The 15,828-nt window shown below is 64.6% G+C and carries 14 protein-coding genes; 6 read left to right on the forward strand and 8 right to left on the reverse strand.

The features are described 5' to 3' along the window. The first annotated feature begins 197 nt into the window (after positions 1–197). The 3 genes from C4K27_RS01520 to C4K27_RS01530 all read left to right on the forward strand — a co-directional run bounded on the left by C4K27_RS01520 (position 198) and on the right by C4K27_RS01530 (position 3,976). Complete coding sequence (locus tag C4K27_RS01520) at positions 198–2,132, forward strand: RecQ family ATP-dependent DNA helicase (RefSeq protein ID WP_053259273.1); 1,935 nt, start codon at positions 198–200, stop codon at positions 2,130–2,132. Between the two features lie 112 nt (positions 2,133–2,244). Further along, a complete protein-coding gene (locus C4K27_RS01525) occupies positions 2,245–3,477 on the forward strand; it encodes a 3-hydroxyacyl-CoA dehydrogenase (protein ID WP_053259274.1) in 1,233 nt (410 codons plus the stop codon). 67 nt (positions 3,478–3,544) lie between these two features. After that, positions 3,545–3,976: an acyl-CoA thioesterase gene (locus C4K27_RS01530; protein WP_053259275.1), complete on the forward strand. Its 432-nt coding sequence runs from the start codon at positions 3,545–3,547 to the stop codon at positions 3,974–3,976. Between the two features lie 124 nt (positions 3,977–4,100). Here the strand turns inward: C4K27_RS01530 and C4K27_RS01535 are convergent, their stop codons facing one another. From C4K27_RS01535 to C4K27_RS01550, 4 genes are all read right to left on the reverse strand, one after another. After that, a complete protein-coding gene (locus C4K27_RS01535) occupies positions 4,101–4,580 on the reverse strand; it encodes a glycine zipper domain-containing protein (RefSeq protein ID WP_009041712.1) in 480 nt (159 codons plus the stop codon). A gap of 349 nt (positions 4,581–4,929) precedes the next feature. Next, positions 4,930–7,278 (reverse strand): FdhF/YdeP family oxidoreductase, encoded by a 2,349-nt coding sequence (locus C4K27_RS01540; protein WP_009041713.1) that lies wholly within the window; start codon positions 7,276–7,278, stop codon positions 4,930–4,932. Next, complete coding sequence (fdhD, locus tag C4K27_RS01545) at positions 7,275–8,114, reverse strand: formate dehydrogenase accessory sulfurtransferase FdhD (RefSeq protein WP_038582969.1); 840 nt, start codon at positions 8,112–8,114, stop codon at positions 7,275–7,277. Before fdhD ends, C4K27_RS01540 begins: the two co-directional genes overlap by 4 nt. A gap of 94 nt (positions 8,115–8,208) precedes the next feature. Further along, the gene (locus C4K27_RS01550) at positions 8,209–9,096 is read right to left on the reverse strand and encodes a LysR family transcriptional regulator (RefSeq protein ID WP_007931721.1); all 888 of its coding nucleotides are present in this window, start codon (positions 9,094–9,096) and stop codon (positions 8,209–8,211) included. A gap of 138 nt (positions 9,097–9,234) precedes the next feature. Here C4K27_RS01550 and lysM point away from each other — a divergent pair, with 138 nt between their 5' ends. Next, on the forward strand, positions 9,235–9,675 hold the full coding sequence (gene lysM, locus C4K27_RS01555; protein WP_007931719.1) for a peptidoglycan-binding protein LysM: 441 nt from the start codon (positions 9,235–9,237) through the stop codon (positions 9,673–9,675). Positions 9,676–9,794: 119 nt separating this feature from the next. On the opposite strand, the gene yrfG is transcribed toward lysM, so the two are convergent. Next, positions 9,795–10,457 carry a GMP/IMP nucleotidase gene (yrfG, locus tag C4K27_RS01560; RefSeq protein WP_053259276.1) on the reverse strand — a complete coding sequence of 221 codons (663 nt, stop codon included), beginning with the start codon at positions 10,455–10,457 and terminating at the stop codon, positions 9,795–9,797. 89 nt (positions 10,458–10,546) lie between these two features. On the opposite strand from yrfG, the gene nudE reads away from it, so the two are divergent. Both nudE and cysQ read left to right on the forward strand, forming a co-directional pair. Next, positions 10,547–11,113 (forward strand): ADP compounds hydrolase NudE, encoded by a 567-nt coding sequence (gene nudE, locus C4K27_RS01565; RefSeq protein ID WP_007931715.1) that lies wholly within the window; start codon positions 10,547–10,549, stop codon positions 11,111–11,113. Between the two features lie 11 nt (positions 11,114–11,124). Continuing rightward, positions 11,125–11,952, forward strand: a complete 828-nt coding sequence (gene cysQ / locus C4K27_RS01570; RefSeq protein ID WP_053259277.1) for a 3'(2'),5'-bisphosphate nucleotidase CysQ — start codon at positions 11,125–11,127, stop codon at positions 11,950–11,952. Between the two features lie 132 nt (positions 11,953–12,084). Here cysQ and C4K27_RS01575 read toward each other — a convergent pair whose 3' ends face one another. Genes C4K27_RS01575 through C4K27_RS01585 form a run of 3 tightly spaced genes read right to left on the reverse strand, consistent with a single transcriptional unit; the run spans position 12,085 to position 15,799 of the window. After that, entirely contained in the window at positions 12,085–12,540 is a 456-nt protein-coding gene (locus C4K27_RS01575) for a YiiD C-terminal domain-containing protein (RefSeq protein ID WP_007931705.1), read from the reverse strand. 50 nt (positions 12,541–12,590) lie between these two features. Continuing rightward, entirely contained in the window at positions 12,591–13,994 is a 1,404-nt protein-coding gene (locus C4K27_RS01580) for a sigma-54-dependent transcriptional regulator (RefSeq protein WP_053259278.1), read from the reverse strand. After that, entirely contained in the window at positions 13,991–15,799 is a 1,809-nt protein-coding gene (locus C4K27_RS01585; RefSeq protein WP_007931700.1) for a sensor histidine kinase, read from the reverse strand. Before C4K27_RS01585 ends, C4K27_RS01580 begins: the two co-directional genes overlap by 4 nt. Between the last annotated feature and the right edge of the window lie 29 nt (positions 15,800–15,828).

The following is a 15,828-nucleotide window of genomic DNA, read 5'->3' on the forward strand; positions in this document are numbered from 1 at the left end:
CATCGCGAGCCATTGCGCATCGACCGGTGCCCGATGGCTTGCGATACACCCTGAAAAACTCCGCGTCATCCCCAGCCGAACGCCGTTCTCCGTCCCCCTGTATCATCCCGTATCCTTTTCCTCCCGACCTTTTCTCGACCCGCTGACTGGCCGCGCTAGGCTTCAAGGCACGTCAGCGGTCAAAGGAGTGACAGCTCATGCACAACACCCTCGAACAGGTCTTCGGTTACCCACAGTTCCGTCCCGGCCAGGAGGCGGCGGTCAGTGCGGTGCTGGCCGGGCGCTCGGCGGCGGCGATCTTTCCCACGGGCTCCGGCAAGTCGCTGTGCTACCAGCTGCCGGCCTTGCTGCTGCCGCACCTGACCCTGGTGGTCTCGCCGTTGCTGGCGCTGATGCAGGACCAGCTGGCGTTCCTCCAGCGGCACGGCATCGCCGCGGCGAGCATCGATTCGGCGCAGAGCCGCGATGGCGCCAACGAGGTCATGGCGCGGGCGCGCTCCGGTGAGCTGAAGATCCTGATGATCTCGGTAGAGCGCCTGAAGAACGAGCGCTTTCGCAACTTCCTGCAGCAGGTGCGGATCTCCCTGCTGGTGGTGGACGAGGCGCACTGCATCTCCGAATGGGGCCATAACTTTCGCCCCGACTACCTCAAGCTGCCGGACTACCAGCGCCAGTTCAATATTCCCCAGGCACTGCTACTGACCGCTACCGCCACGCCCAAGGTGATCGCCGACATGCAGGCGAAATTCGCCATCGCCGGGCAGGATGTGGTGACCACCGGTTTCTACCGGCCCAACCTCAACCTGCTGGTAGCGCCGGTGCGCGGCCCGGACAAGCGCCGGCGCCTGGTGCAGTGGATGAGCGAGCGTCCCGGTCAGCCGAGCATCGTCTATGTCACCTTGCAGAAAACCGCCGAGCACATCGCCGAGCATCTGAGTCGTAACGGCATCCAGGCCCAGGCTTATCACGCCGGTCTGCCCCATGAGCAGCGCGAGGCCATCCAGCGGCAGTTCATGGCGGGCCAGTCCAACTGCATCGTCGCCACCATCGCTTTCGGCATGGGCATCGACAAGAGCGACATCCGCAATGTGGTGCATTTCGACCTGCCCAAATCCATCGAGAACTACAGCCAGGAAATTGGCCGCGCGGGGCGTGATGGCCAGCCTTCGGACTGCCTGGTGCTGGCCAACCGCGACAGCCTCAACGTGTTGGAAAACTTCGTCTACGGCGACACGCCGGAGCTGGAAGGCATTCGTTGTGTGCTGGACGAGTTGCAGGGTGCGGCGCCCGACGGGCAGTGGGAGTTCCTGTTGGGGCCGCTGGCGGACCAGAGCAATATCCGCCAGCTGCCGCTCAAGACCTTGCTGGTGCAGCTGGAGCTGCGCGGCCTGATCGCGCCGCGTTACGCCTACTTCGCCGAATACCGCTTCAAGTTCCTTGAGGAACCGCAGGCGCTGCTAGCGCGTTTCGAAGGTGAGCGCCGAGACTTCGTGGCGGCGATCATCGAGACCTCCAGCCGTGCCCGGACCTGGGCCACGGTGAATTTCGACGCGCTGTATCAGCAGCATCAGGCCGAGCGTAACCGGGTGGTGAAGGCCCTGGACTACTTCCAAGAAAAGGGCTGGGTCGAGCTGGAAAGCAAGCAAATGACCGAGGTCTACAACCTGCTGGAGACGGGCTTCGATGCCGCTACCCTGAGCCAGCAACTGCATGCCTACTTCAAACAGCACGAAAGCAGCGAGATCGCGCGGATCCACGCGATGCTCGCACTGTTCGCCACCGAGCAGTGCCTTGGGTATCGCCTGGCGCAGTATTTCGGCGACGACCAGGCACCGCGGCGGTGCGGGCATTGCTCGGTATGCCATGGCCAGGTGGCCCGCCTGCCGGAGCCGCCAGCCTTGCCCGCGCTTGTGGATAAAAACTTCGAAGCGCTGTGTGGCGAATTTATCCACAGGCACCACCAATACAGCGGTACGGTTCCAGGGGCGGAACGGCTGACGCGTTTCCTGTGTGGGATCAGCGTGCCGCTGTTCACCAAGCTCAAGGCGCGGTCGATCCCGGGTTTCGCGGTGCTCGAGGATTATCCCTACGCCGAAGTGCGCGATTGGGCCGAACATCATCTCCAGGATTGATACCTGCCCGATCCATCTGCTGAATGCCGCTCATCACAGGAATAAATTTCAAAAATGTCCTGGGCCTGATTATGGTGGTTTGCGTCTTTGAGCCACCTACAGGGGAGCCACTATGAGCCAGATCGATATTCAGCGCGCCGCGGTGATCGGTGCCGGGACCATGGGCCGCGGGATCGTGATGTGCCTGGCCAATGCCGGGGTCGTGGTGCAGTGGGTGGACAACAATCCGCAGATGCTCGAACAGGCGCTGACAGCGGTGACCGAGACTTATGCACACAATGTGCGTCAGGGGCGGATCGATCAGGCAGAGGCCGATGCGCGCCGGGCCCGGATAAGCGCGGCGGCGGATTATCCGGCGATCCGCGATGTGGATCTGGTGATCGAGGCGATCTACGAGAACCTCGAGCTGAAGCAGCAAATCTTCCGCGAACTCGATGGCCTGCTCCAGCCGCGGGCGATCCTCGCCAGCAATACCTCGGCGCTGGATATCGACGCCATCGCCGCAGTCACCCGGCGCCCAAGACAGGTGCTGGGCCTGCACTTCTTCAGCCCGGCCCACATCATGAAGCTGCTGGAAATCGTGCGGGGCGCCGCGACTGCGCCGCAGGTGCTCGAGGCCGCGCTGGTGCTGGGCGAGCGCATGGGCAAGGTCAGTGTGGTGTCCGGCAACTGCCCTGGATTCATCGGCAACCGCATGTTGCGCACCTATGTGCTGGAGGCGCGCAAGATGTTGCTGGAAGGGGCTTTCCCTTATCAGGTGGATGCCGCATTGCAGGGCTTCGGTTTTGCCATGGGCCCGTTCCGCATGTACGACGTGGTCGGCATCGACCTGGAATGGCGCGCCCGGCAGTTGGCCGGCAAAGGCCAGGAGGCGCACGAAGTGCAGGTGGATAATCGCCTGTGCGAGGCGGGTCGTTTTGGCCAGAAGAGTGGCAAGGGTTATTACCACTACGAGCCCGGCAGTCGTCAGGCCGAGCACGATGTGCAGGTCGATGCCCTGGTTCAGGAAGTCAGCGAAGGCCTGGGCTACCGTCGTCGCGACATCGGTCCCGAGGAAATCCTCGAGCGCTGCCTGCTGGCGCTGGTCAACGAAGGCGCGAAGATTCTCGAGGAAGGCATTGCCGGCTCGGCCCACGACATCGACCTGGTGTACCTCAACGGTTATGGCTTCCCGGCGGACAAGGGCGGGCCGATGAGCTGGGCGGACGGGCAGGGGCTGGTATCCATCCAGCAAGGGTTGCTGCGATTGCAAGCCGAGTCGGGCGTGCATTGGAAGCCGGCGCGGTTGATTGACGAGCTGGTGCGGGCAGGCAAAGGGTTTGCCGATCACCGGGCCATCGGTTGAAATAGGCGTCGCCGGATCGACCCCGTCATGGTCGCCTTCCAGACACCTCGCCTTCGAGAACCCGCCAATGACCGACCGCATGCCGCAACGCGCTGACTACCGCCACTTCCAGCCCATCATCACGCGCTGGCACGACAACGATGTGTACGGTCATGTGAATAACGTCACCTACTACAGCTTCTTCGACACGGCGGTGAACACCTACCTGATCGAGGAGGGTGGCCTGGATATCCATGACGGCGAGGTGGTGGGCTTCGTGGTGAGTTCGGCCTGCGATTACTTTGCCTCGATCGCTTTCCCCGAGCGCATCGAGATCGGCCTGCGTGTCGGCAAACTGGGTAACAGTTCGGTGCAGTACGAGCTGGCGGTGTTCAAGGCGGGGGAAACCGATGCCTGCGCGGCGGGGCGCTTCGTGCATGTGTTCGTCGATCGGGCATCGAATCAGCCGGTAGGGATTCCCGCCGGGCTGCGTGGAGCGCTGGAACGCTTGCTGGTGTAAGCACAAAAAAGACCGCAGCTCGGGCGGCTCCTTGGGGTTCATCCCGGGGGTGATGAACCCTGTCTGGCAGGAGCTGCCGTCAGGCTGCGGTCTTTGTGTCAGCGGGTTGCGACCGTTTCAGGTCTTAGTCGCGCCAGTGACGTTTGTGCTTGCGATGCCCGTAGGCATGGCCACGACCCGGATGGCCGTCGCGGTAGTAGCGACGGTCGTCGTCGTAGTCGCGGTAGCGGCGATCGTCACGATCGCTGGAGTTGCCCATATGGTTACCCAGTGCGCCACCCACACCACCGCCCGCGGCTGCGCCGATCAGGCTGCCAGTGGTGCCCCCCACGCTGCGACCGACCACGTTACCGCCGGCTGCGCCCAGCGCACCACCGATAGCGGCTTCGCCACGGCTGCGTCTGTCGGCACCCACGGCACTGCCGCCCGCGCCGCCCAGTGCGGCACCGATGGTGGAACCGGTGTTGCCACCAATCGACTGACCGACGACCGAGCCTAGAACCCCGCCCAATGCGCCGCCCACACCTGCTTCTGTGGTGCCGCCGGCAGAGGCGACGCCGCTGACCAGGCCAAGGGACAACAAGAGAATCGAGGAGAACTTCATAGAGGAGCCTCAAAGGGATGACGGCGCGATCCTGAGGCTGTGTTGAGGCGCTTACAATCGAAATCCGACGAATAGCACGAGTTGTACACAATCTCGTAACTTATTGTTTTTAGTAGGGAACTTATCCCGTTTTTGCGAGTCTGTAGCTACTTGGAAAAGGCCGCTTCTGGATGGAGGCGGCCTTTTTTGTGCCTGCGATTTCGCTTTCGCTGGAACACCTCGCCGATCGTAGCCGCTGCCGCAGGCTGCGATCGGCTCCGTAGGAGACGTTGCTCTTGAGGACCCAGGAAGGCGCTGCGCGCCTTATCGCAGCCTGCGGCAGCGGCTACAGGGTCAGCGATTTCGTCGATCAGGCCGACCGGGCCATGATCAAGCCGCTGTCGCTGGCCGCTTCCAGGCGGATCGCGACGAACTTCGAGGTCGGGGTGTAGCTGCCGTCCCCGATGCTTTCCAGCGGCACCAGCGGGTTCACCTCTGGGTAATAGGCCGCGGCCTGCCCAGCCGGAATATCGAAGGCCAGCAGGGTGAAACCCTTGACCCGACGCTCGCGGCCGTCATCCCACAACGACACGATGTCGGCTTTCTGCCCCGGCTTGAAGCCCAGGCGGATGATGTCGGCTTCGTTGACGAACAGCACATCGCGCTGGCCCTTCACGCCACGGTAGCGGTCGTCCAGGCCGTAGATGGTGGTGTTGTACTGATCGTGGGAACGCATCGACTGCATGATCAGGTCCGGCAACTGCCCGGTGGCGCGGGTGCGTTCGTGCACCAGATCCTTGGGCAGCAGGTTCGGGCGGAAATTGGCGCGGCCCGATGGAGTGTTCCAGCGCCGCGCGCCGGCCGAGTTGCCGAGGTAGAAGCCGCCAGGGTTTTTTACCCGCTGGTTGAAGTCCTTGAAGCCGGGAATGGTGTCGGCGATCAGGTCGCGGATACGGCTGTAGTCGGCCACCAGCCAGTTCCAGTCCACCGGATGGCTGCCCAGGGTGGCGGCGGCGATGCCGGCGAGGATCGACGGCTCCGAACGCATCTGTGGCGACAGCGGCTGCAACTGGCCGTTGGAGGCGTGGACCATGCTGAAGGAGTCTTCCACGGTCACCGCTTGCGCGCCTTCGCTCTGCAGGTCGATGTCGGTACGGCCCAGGCACGGCAGGATTAGTGCTTCCTTGCCATGGGCCAGGTGGCTGCGGTTGAGCTTGGTGCTGATCTGCACGGTCAGGTCGCAGTTGCGCAGGGCCTGGAAGGTCCGCGGGCTGTCGGGGGTGGCCTGGGCGAAGTTGCCGCCCAGGCCGATGAAGACTGTCGAACGGCCTTCGAGCATGGCGTGGATCGCCTCGACCACGTTATGGCCGTTCTCGCGCGGCACCTTGAACTGGAAGCGCCGCTCCAGGGCGTCGAGGAAGGCCACCGGCGGCTGTTCGTTGATGCCCATGGTGCGGTCGCCCTGCACGTTGCTGTGGCCGCGCACCGGGCACAGGCCGGCGCCCGGACGGCCGATATTGCCGCGCAGCAGCATCAGGTTGGCGATTTCCTGGATGGTCGGCACCGAGTGGCGATGCTGGGTGATACCCATGGCCCAGCACATGATCACGTTCTTGCCCTTGGCGTACATGCGCGCCGCGCGCTCGATCTCCACCAGGGTCAGGCCGGACTGCTCGACGATGTCGTCCCATGGGGTGTCGTCGATGACGCTCAGGTAATCCAGCACGGCGGCGGTGTGTTCGTTGAGGAAGTCGTGATCGAACACCGCCGGCGCACCAGTCTTCTGGGCGTCGCGTTCCCATTGCAGGAGGAACTTGGCCATGCCGCGCACCACCGCCATGTCGCCGCCCAGGGCCGGGCGGAAGTAGGCGGTGTTGGTCGGCTTGTTGCCGTTGGTGAGCATTTCGATCGGGTGCTGCGGATGCTGGAAGCGTTCCAGGCCGCGTTCTTTCAGCGGGTTGATGCACACCACCTGGGCCCCGCGTTTCACCGCTTCGCGCAGCGGCTCGAGCATCCGTGGGTGGTTGGTGCCGGGGTTCTGGCCCCAGACGAAAATCGCATCGGCATGCTCGAAGTCGTCGAAGGTCACGGTGCCTTTGCCGACGCCGACGCTTTGCGCCAGGGCCACGCCGCTGGCTTCGTGGCACATGTTCGAGCAGTCGGGGAAGTTGTTGGTGCCATAGGCACGCACGAACAGCTGGTACAGGTACGCCGCTTCGTTGCTGGCGCGGCCCGAGGTATAGAACTCGGCCATGTCCGGGCTAGGCAGTGCTCGCAGGTGCTTGCCGATCAGGGCGAAAGCTGCTTCCCAGCTGATGGGCTTGTAGCGATCGGTTTCGGCGTCGTAGCTCAGGGGCTCGGTCAGGCGGCCCTGGTATTCGAGCCAGTAGTCGCTCTGCTCCAGCAGCGAGCTGACGCTGTGTTTGGCGAAGAATTTGCCATCCACGCGGCGTTTGGTGGCCTCCCAGTTCACCGCCTTGGCGCCGTTCTCGCAGAACTTGACCATGCCGCTTTCCGGCGAGTCGCCCCAGGCGCAGCCCGGGCAGTCGAAACCGCCGTTCTGGTTGGTCTTGAGCATCATGCGCAGGTTTTTCAGGGCGTTGTCACTCGTCAGCCAGGCCTGGGCGACGCTGATGAGCGCGCCCCAGCCGCCGGCCGGGCCCTTGTAGGGCTTGTAGCGCGGGGTGGGTGTCTGGTCGGCTTGGTGATGAGTGGTCACGCTTGTTTCTCCATCGCAGGGCTATAGACCCGTGGCGCACTTTTTTGCGGCAGGTGAATGAGATTGAGGTTGTGCCGGCGTGCCCATTGCAGGGCCAGGCCGGTGGGCGCCGACAGACTGACCAGGGTCTGGATGCCGGCACGCAGGACTTTCTGGATCAGTTCCAGGCTGCAACGGCTGGTGACGATGGCCACGCCGCCGGCAGTAGGTATGTTCTGGCGGATCAACGCACCGATCAGCTTGTCCAGGGCGTTGTGCCGGCCGATATCTTCACGGCCCAGCAGCAGCTCGCCCTGGGCGTTCATGAACACCGCCGCATGCACCGCACCGGAGTGCTGGCCCAGGGGCTGGAAGGCGCTGATGCGCTGGCGCAGGCCATCGAGCCATTGGGCCGGCGGCAATGGCGCGCCGGGCAGCACCTTGAGGTCCGGCAGGGCCTGTTCCACGGCTTCCACGCCGCATAGGCCGCAACCGCTGGTGCCGGCCAGTTGCCGGCGTTGCTGCTTGAGGTTCCAGAAGGCGCGGCTGGAGATCTGCACCTGGGCGTACTGGGCCGAACCGCTGCCGCTCAGTTGCAGGTCGTAGATGTCCGAGGCGTCGCCGATGATGCCGCTGCCGAGGCTGAAGCCGACGATGAAGTCTTCCAGGTCGCTGGGGGTGACCAGCATCACGGCCTGGCTGATGCCGTTATAGGCGATCGCCAGCGCAACTTCCTCGGCGAGCGCGGTGCTGGCCGATTCCGTGTGGTCGAGGTTGCTGTAGCAATAGTTCTGACTGGCGGCGGGCGCGGGCGTTTTCGCAGTGGGCGTCGCGCAAGCCGGGCGCTGGGGTTTCATGGGGCATCACCGGCGGAATATCCAGCCCTAAGACTAAGCGCGTCAAAGTGTCGCGTCTAATTGCTAGTACTGATGTGCCGATAGATGCCGTCGATCAAGACTCGCTCGGTGATTTCTGCTGCAGGGCGAAGCACGCCTCGGCCAGGGCCGAGCGCGGTGCGCTGCGGCGCATGATCAGGCCCAGGTGCGCCAGGGTGTTGGCGTCTGCTATGGGTTGCAGGCGCAGGTGTTCGGTGAGGGCTTCCAGACCGCCGTCCAGCGGCATGATCGCGCAGCACAGGCCACCATGTACGGCTTGCAGCAATTGATGCACGGCATCGGTCTGCAGCAGCGGTTGAGGGGTGAGGCCGCGACTGTGGAAGTTATGGTCGATGGACTGGCGAAAATGCATGCCGCTGGTCAGCATGCCCAGCGGCAGTTCGATCACCGCCTCCCAACTCAGGGGCTGCTCGCCGAAGCTGAAGAAGCGTTGGTCGTAGAGCAGGCCCATGCGGGTTTCGCCCAGGGCCAGGGATTCGAAGCGTTCGCTGTCCAGGCGCTCCAGATAGGAAACGCCGATATCCAGGCGATTGCTCGCCAGCTGTTCGAGGATCTGCTCGGAACTGAGCGCCGACAACTCGAAGCGCACATTCGGGTGCGCCTGGTGCAGGCGCTGCATCAGTGGCAGCGGGTCGAAGCTCGACAGCGGTACCACCCCCAGGCGCAGGGTGCCGACCAGATTGCCGCGACAGGCGGCCGCCTCGGCCTGCAACCCGTCGTAGGCGGCCAGCACGCTGCGGGCCCAGGCCAGCACCCGTTCCCCCGGAGCGGTGAAGCCCTCGAAACGCTGGCCGCGGTTGACCAGCGGCAGCTCGAGTTCTTCCTCGAGGTTGCGCAGGCGCATGGACAGGGTCGGCTGGGTGATGTGGCAGCGCGCGGCGGCCTGGCCAAAGTGGCGGGTTTCGTCGAGAGCGATGAGGAATTTCAGCTGCTTGATGTCCATCTTCGCTTCCTGGGCGCGGGGGGAGGCGATTCTAGCGTGCTTGCCGTGCACAGCGTCATCGGTCGATTTTGAACCTCGTCTCTCAAGGCTGGTCTAGTCTTTCGCGTCTGGACCTATTAAACCCAAGGAGTGTGCACCATGAGTATTTTTAGCTTTGTGAAAGAAGCGGGCGAAAAGCTTATCGATTTGTTGACGCCGGGTAACGCCAATGCGAGCGAACAGCTGAAGGACCACATCGCCAAGGTCGGCCTGGGTAACCCCAACGTCCAGGCTACCGTGGAAGGCGACAAGGTCATCGTGACCGGTGAAGTGGCCAGCCAGGAAGAGAAGGAAAAGATTCTGCTGGCCGTGGGTAACATCGAAGGTGTCGGCAGCGTCGACGACCAGATCACCGTCACCGGCCCTGTGGCGGCTGCCGCGCGTTTCGTCACCGTGAAAAAAGGCGACACCCTCAGCGCCATTTCCAAGGCCGTGTACGGCGACGCCAACAAGTACAACAAGATCTTCGAGGCCAACAAGCCGCTGCTGTCGCACCCGGACAAGATCTATCCAGGCCAGGTACTGCGCATTCCCGAGTAATGCTCGGTCTGTAGCCGCTGCCGAAGGCTGCGATAAGGTCCGAAGGACCTTTGGCGATCAACATCGCTACGACCCTTTCACGGTCGATCGCAGCCTGGGGCAGCGGCTACAGGATTGCTCTACAACCCTTCGATCAATGCTCGATAATCCCCCAGCGCGGCAAACTCCGCCGTGTCCTTCGGCCCCTTGCGGCTGTCCGGTTCACTCACCGCCAATAGATGAGCCACGCCGAAATTCCGCGCGCTGCGCAGGATCGGCAGGGTGTCGTCGATAAACAGGCTGCGTGCCGGATCGAAGCCGATATCCGCTTGCAACGCATCCCAGAACTGCGGGTTCTCCTTGGCGAAGCCGTAATCGTGGGAACTGATCAAACGCTCGAAATAGGGCGCCAGCTCGACTTTTTCCAACTTCAATGACAACGAATCGCGGTGCGCATTGGTGATCAGCACCACGCGTTTGCCAGCCTGCTTGATCGCCGCGAGAAAGGTATCGGCGTCCGGGCGCAGGGCGATCAGGTGGGCGGTCTCCAGCTTCAGTTCGCGCACCGGCAATTTCAGTTCGGCGCTCCAGAAGTCCAGGCAATACCACTGCAACTGTCCGGCGTTACGCTCGAACAGCGGCTGCAGTTCCATTTCCGCCATGGCGCGGCTGACGCCATGCAGCTCGGCATAGCGCTGGGGCAGGTGCTCCATCCAGAAGTGGTTGTCGTAGTGCAGGTCCAGCAAGGTACCGTCCATATCCAGCAGAACGGTATCGATGTCGCGCCAGGGCAGTGAAGGCATGGAAAACGTCTCGAACGGGAGAAAGATATCCGACACAAACAATCGGGAAAGCCGCGTTATAGTAGCGCGTTCACGCCAAGGAGCCTTTTATGCGCCAGAAACCCACCGTACTCGCCCGCGAGATCGTCGCCACCAGCCGTCTGTTTTGCGTCGAAGCGGTGCAGTTGCGCTTTTCCAACGGTGTGGAGCGCACCTACGAGCGCCTGGTGGGCAAGGGCGCGGGCTATGGCGCGGTGATGATCGTGGCGATGCTCGATGCCGATCACGCGGTGTTGGTCGAAGAATATTGCGGCGGCACCGACGCCTACGAGCTGTCGCTGCCCAAGGGCCTGATCGAGCCTGGCGAGGATGTGCTGGCCGCCGCCGAGCGTGAGCTCAAGGAGGAGGCCGGTTTTGGCGCGCGGCAACTGGAACACCTGACCGAGCTGTCGTTGTCCCCCGGCTACATGAGCCAGAAGATCCAGGTGGTGCTGGCCACCGACCTCTACGAGGAGCGGCTGGAGGGCGACGAGCCCGAGCCGATGCGCGTGGACAAGATCAACCTGCGCGAGCTGTCGAGCCTGGCGCAGAACCCGCAATTCACCGAGGGCCGCGCCCTGGCCGCGCTGTATCTGGCCCGCGACCTGCTGACCCAGCGCGGCGCCTTCCAAGCATGAGTGAACCATCGATGAATTTTCCCCATCCGTTGCTGGCGCCGGTGATCGACCTGGCCTTGCAGGCAGGCGAAGCGATCCTGCCGTTCTGGCGCGCCAACGTTGCCGTCACCAGCAAGGCCGACGAGTCGCCGGTGACCACCGCCGACCTGGCGGCCCATCACCTGATCGTGCAAGGCCTGACCGCGCTGGACCCGAGCATCCCGGTGCTCTCCGAAGAAGACGCCGACATTCCCCAGGACGTGCGTGCCGGCTGGCAGCGCTGGTGGCTGGTGGACCCGCTGGACGGCACCAAGGAGTTCATCTCCGGCAGCGAAGAGTTCACCGTCAATATCGCCCTGATCGAAGACGGGCGGGTGGTGTTCGGCGTGGTGTCGATGCCGACCAGCGGTCGCTGCTATTTCGGCGGCGCCGGCCTCGGTGCCTGGCGCGCGGACAAGGGCCAGGCGCCGGTGGCGATCCACGTGCGTGACAGCCTGACGGCGGGCGAAGCCTTCACCGTGGTCGCCAGCCGTCGCCATACCAGCCCCGAGCAGGAGCGTCTGCTGGCCGGGTTGAGCGCGACCCTGGGCGAGTTACAGCTGGCGAACATCGGCAGCTCGTTGAAGTTCTGCCTGCTGGCCGAAGGCGCGGCGGATTGTTATCCGCGACTGGCGCCGACCTCGCAGTGGGACACCGCGGCGGCCCAAGGCGTGCTGGAGGGCGCTGGAGGTGAGGTGCTGGATCTGAGTGGCGCGCCGTTCTGCTACCCGGCGCGGGAGTCGCTGCTCAATGGCTTCTTCCTGGCACTACCGGCTAAGGCCGCATGGCGTGGGCGCTTGCTGGAGCTGGCGCGCGGCTGATCCTTGTAGCCGCTGGCGCAGCCTGCGATCGGCTGCGCAGCAGTCGTAAACGGCCAGCGCGGAGTGTCAGACAGAATATCGCCAGTCGATCCACGGCGGCTTCGCGTGCAGGCTGCGCCAGCGGCTACAGGCTCATCGGTGCAGCACGTATTGCCCGGTGAAACGCACCGCATCTTCATCGCTGCCGGCATTCACCACCCGGGTATGCAGGATCAGCCGCGCGCGGCCGTAGCGCTCATACATGGTCACGAACCTGTGCCACACCTCTTCGCTCGGCGCGGCGCAGATGGCCGTGGCGTCGCTGGTCACCGGTAGCGGGTAATTGATCTGCCCTTCCTGAATCACGATGTGCCCGTCGTCGATCCCCGCTTCTTTCAGCCGCAGGTGCAGCCAGCCCCAGCCGGCCAGCACCGCGCCGCAATACAGGCTGCCGCCGAACATGGTGCTCTTGTGATTGACGTTGGCTTCCAGCGGCAGTTGCAGGCGCAGCTCATGCGCGTGCCAGTCGAGCACTTTCAGGCCCATGTCCCGCGTCAGGGGAATGTCGTGATGGAGGATGGATTCCAGGTGACGACTGTCGCGGTTCATGCAGGGCCTCGGTGGTGAAATGGTGCATTAACAAGATTAGTCGGCATCGCTCACTCGATATCGTCGCCGCCCGAACTGGCGCCGCTGTCGCCGAAGCTCAGGCCGTGTTTGCGCAGTTTGTCATGCAGGGTCTTGCGCGGAATACCCAGGGCTTCGGCGAGGCTGCGCAGCGAGTTGTGGGAGCGGGCCAGCTCGGCGGCGATCAGGCTCTTTTCGAAGTTCTCCACCTGTTCGCTCAGGCCGCCCTCGATCACCGTCGGCGCCGGCTGCGAGGAGCCGCCATCCGCCGCGCTGTTGTCCAGGGCCAGTTCCAGGCCGAGGGCGAAGCGTTCGGCGGCGTTCTGCAGTTCGCGCACATTGCCCGGCCAGCTGTGGCGCAGCAGCAGGGCGCGCTGCCCGGGTTGCAGTTCGTGGGGCGGCAGGCCGTGGCGGGCGCTGGCCTCGTCGGCGAAATGCTGGAACAGCAGCAGGGCATCTTCGCCGCGCTCGCGCAACGGTGGAATACGCAGCGGCGCGACATTCAGGCGGTAATACAGGTCGGCGCGGAAGCGCCCCTGGTCGGCCGCCTGGCGCAGGTCTTCCTTGGTCGCGGCGATGATGCGGATGTCCAGCGGGATCAGTTGATTGCCGCCCAGGCGTTCCACCACACGCTCCTGCAGCATGCGCAGCAGCTTGACCTGCACGTCCAGGCTCATGCTTTCGATTTCATCGAGGAACAGCGTGCCGCCGTTGGCGAATTCGAACTTGCCGATGCGGCGTTTCTGCGCGCCGGTAAAGGCCCCCGGCTCGTGGCCGAACAGTTCGCTTTCGACCACCGATTCGGCCAGGGCGCCGGCGTTGATCGCCACGAACGGGCCGTTGCGCCGGCTCGACAGGTCGTGCAGCGCCCGCGCCACCACTTCCTTGCCGGCGCCGGTCTCGCCGAGGATCAGCACGTCGGCCTTGGTCGCCGCCAGGGCGCCGATCTGTTCACGTAAACGCAGGATCGGCGCCGACAGCCCGACCAGCCGCGCGCTGAGCTCCTGGCGATCGCTCAGGGCCAGGCGCAGGCTGCGGTTGTCCAGGACCAGGCGGCGCAGGGCCAGGGCGCGGCGCACGCTGTCGAGCAGGGCATCGCTGGCGAAGGGTTTCTCCAGGAAGTCATAGGCCCCGGCGCGCATCGCCTGCACCGCCAGCGGCACATCGCCGTGGCCGGTGATCAGCAGCACCGGCAGCTCAGGGTCCTGGCCGTGCAGTTCGCCGAGCAGTTCGAGGCCGTCCATGCCGGGCATGCGGATGTCGCTGACCACTACTCCCGGCCAGTCGCGCTCCAGGCGCGCGGCCAGGCCCTGGGCTTCGCCCAGCGGCAGGATCTTCAGCCCGGCCAGGTCCAGGGTCTGGCTCAGGGCCTGGCGCAGGTGCGGATCGTCGTCGATCAACACCACCTGCACGTCACTGGTGATCGGTGTACTCATACGCTGCGGTCCTCGGACGGTTGCAGGCTCACTCCCGGCGCGCCGGCGCGCAGCCGCAGGGTAATCAGGGCGCCGCCTTCGCGGTGGTTGGAGAACGACAGTTCACCGCCGAAGGCGCGCATCAGGGTGTCGCAGATCGCCAGGCCCAGGCCAAGGCCCTGGGTGCGGGTCTTGGTGGTGTAGAAAGGCTCGCCGGCGCGACCCAGGGCCTCCATGCAGAAGCCCGGGCCGTTGTCGCGAATGTACAGATTGACGCCCGTGGCGGTGGATTCGGCACTCAGCCAGAGTTTGCGCGGCGGGCCTTTTTCGGTCAGCGCGTCCAGGGCATTGGCCAGCAGGTTGCCGAGCACCTGGCGCAGCCGCGTCTCCCCGGCCTCGACCCACAGGGTGGCCGCCGGCAGGTCGCGGATCAGCTCCACTTCCATCGCCCGTCGACGTTTGGCCAGCAGTGCCAGGGCATCGTCCAGCGCCGGTTGCAGGGCGACGCTTTCCGGCGCGTGGCGGTCGCGGCGGGCAAAGGCGCGCAGGTGGGCGATGATCGAGGCCATGCGCCCGGTCAGTTCGCTGATCAGCTTGAGGTTGCCGCGGGCGTCCTCGGTGCGCTGGTGGTCCAGTAGCACCTCGGCGTTTTCCGCGTAGCTGCGGATCGCCGCCAGCGGCTGGTTGAGCTCATGGCTGATGCTCGCCGACATGGTGCCCAGGGCCGAGAGCTTGCCTGCCTGCACCAGATCGTCCTGGGCACGCACCAGTTCCTGCTGGGCGTGTTCGCGTTCCAGCACTTCCTGCTTGAGGCGACGGTTCAGGCCTTCCAGGTCGCTGGTGCGTTCGGCCACGCGCATTTCCAGCTCGCGCCGGGCCTTGGCTTCGAAGGCGATGCGTTCCAGGTAGTGGCGACGGCGCTGCATCATCAAGCCGAGCAGTAGCATCAAGACCAGCAGCGTGGCGCCGCCCACCGCCACCACGGTGCGCACCGGGCGATCGATCAGGGTACGCGGGGCGAGGATGCTCACGCTCCAGCCGGTTTCGTCGATCTGCCGGGTCTGGGTCAGCCAGGCATTGGAGTCGAGGTTCAACGGCCGTGGATCGCGGGTCGGGTAGGGCTGGATGGCGACGATGGCCTGGCTTTCGTCTTCAGTCAGCGGGCGGGTCGAGCGGAAACGCCATTCCGCGCGCGATGTGAGGATCACCACGCCATTGTGATCGGTGACCACCAGTTGCTCGGGGGTCTTGCCCCAGAGGCTTTCGGTGTGGTCCAGGTCGACCTTGACCACCAGCACGCCGATGATTTTCTCGCCGTTGCGCACGGCGGCGGCGAAGAAATAACCGCGCTTGGCCGAGGTAGTGCCCAGGCCGAAGAAACGCCCCAGGCGTCCGGCCATGGCTTCGCTGAAATAGGGGCGGAAGGAGAAGTTGCGGCCGACGAAACTGTCGTGCTTGTCCCAGTTGGACGCCGCCAGGGTATTGCCGGAGGTGTCCATCAGGTACATCACTTCGGCCCCGGTCTGGGCGCTGATGTTTTTCAGCAGGCGGTTGGCGTTGCCCTGGGTCACACCGTCGTCCGGCGCACCGAGGACCGCACGCAACGCCGGCAGCTCGCCGAGAATCTGCGGCAGCACCTCATAGCGGTGCAGGGTGCCCAGCAGGTTGGCGACGTAGAGGTCGAGGGTCTGGCGGTTCTGGCCCGCCAGTTCGCTGCGGTAATAACGCTCGGCCAGGTGCTCCAGCGGCCACAGCAGCGGCGCCAGGCACAGGGCCAGCAAAGCCAGGCTACGCCAGCGGGGGCGTCGGGGAAGGGGTGGAGTCATGGGGACGATGCGCCTGTGGGTACAAGCGC

This window comes from Pseudomonas chlororaphis subsp. chlororaphis, assembly GCF_003945765.1.
Lineage (GTDB): Bacteria > Pseudomonadota > Gammaproteobacteria > Pseudomonadales > Pseudomonadaceae > Aquipseudomonas > Aquipseudomonas chlororaphis.

Excerpts from the sequence above, each read along its gene's own strand:
- C4K27_RS01520 (WP_053259273.1), top strand. The coding sequence starts at position 198 with ATGCACAACACCCTCGAACAGGTCTTCGGTTACCCACAGTTCCGTCCC.
- C4K27_RS01525 (WP_053259274.1), top strand. The coding sequence starts at position 2,245 with ATGAGCCAGATCGATATTCAGCGCGCCGCGGTGATCGGTGCCGGGACC.
- C4K27_RS01530 (WP_053259275.1), top strand. The coding sequence starts at position 3,545 with ATGACCGACCGCATGCCGCAACGCGCTGACTACCGCCACTTCCAGCCC.
- C4K27_RS01535 (WP_009041712.1), bottom strand. The coding sequence starts at position 4,580 with ATGAAGTTCTCCTCGATTCTCTTGTTGTCCCTTGGCCTGGTCAGCGGC.
- fdhD (WP_038582969.1), bottom strand. The coding sequence starts at position 8,114 with ATGAAACCCCAGCGCCCGGCTTGCGCGACGCCCACTGCGAAAACGCCC.
- C4K27_RS01550 (WP_007931721.1), bottom strand. The coding sequence starts at position 9,096 with ATGGACATCAAGCAGCTGAAATTCCTCATCGCTCTCGACGAAACCCGC.
- lysM (WP_007931719.1), top strand. The coding sequence starts at position 9,235 with ATGAGTATTTTTAGCTTTGTGAAAGAAGCGGGCGAAAAGCTTATCGAT.
- yrfG (WP_053259276.1), bottom strand. The coding sequence starts at position 10,457 with ATGCCTTCACTGCCCTGGCGCGACATCGATACCGTTCTGCTGGATATG.
- nudE (WP_007931715.1), top strand. The coding sequence starts at position 10,547 with ATGCGCCAGAAACCCACCGTACTCGCCCGCGAGATCGTCGCCACCAGC.
- cysQ (WP_053259277.1), top strand. The coding sequence starts at position 11,125 with ATGAATTTTCCCCATCCGTTGCTGGCGCCGGTGATCGACCTGGCCTTG.
- C4K27_RS01575 (WP_007931705.1), bottom strand. The coding sequence starts at position 12,540 with ATGAACCGCGACAGTCGTCACCTGGAATCCATCCTCCATCACGACATT.
- C4K27_RS01580 (WP_053259278.1), bottom strand. The coding sequence starts at position 13,994 with ATGAGTACACCGATCACCAGTGACGTGCAGGTGGTGTTGATCGACGAC.
- C4K27_RS01585 (WP_007931700.1), bottom strand. The coding sequence starts at position 15,799 with ATGACTCCACCCCTTCCCCGACGCCCCCGCTGGCGTAGCCTGGCTTTG.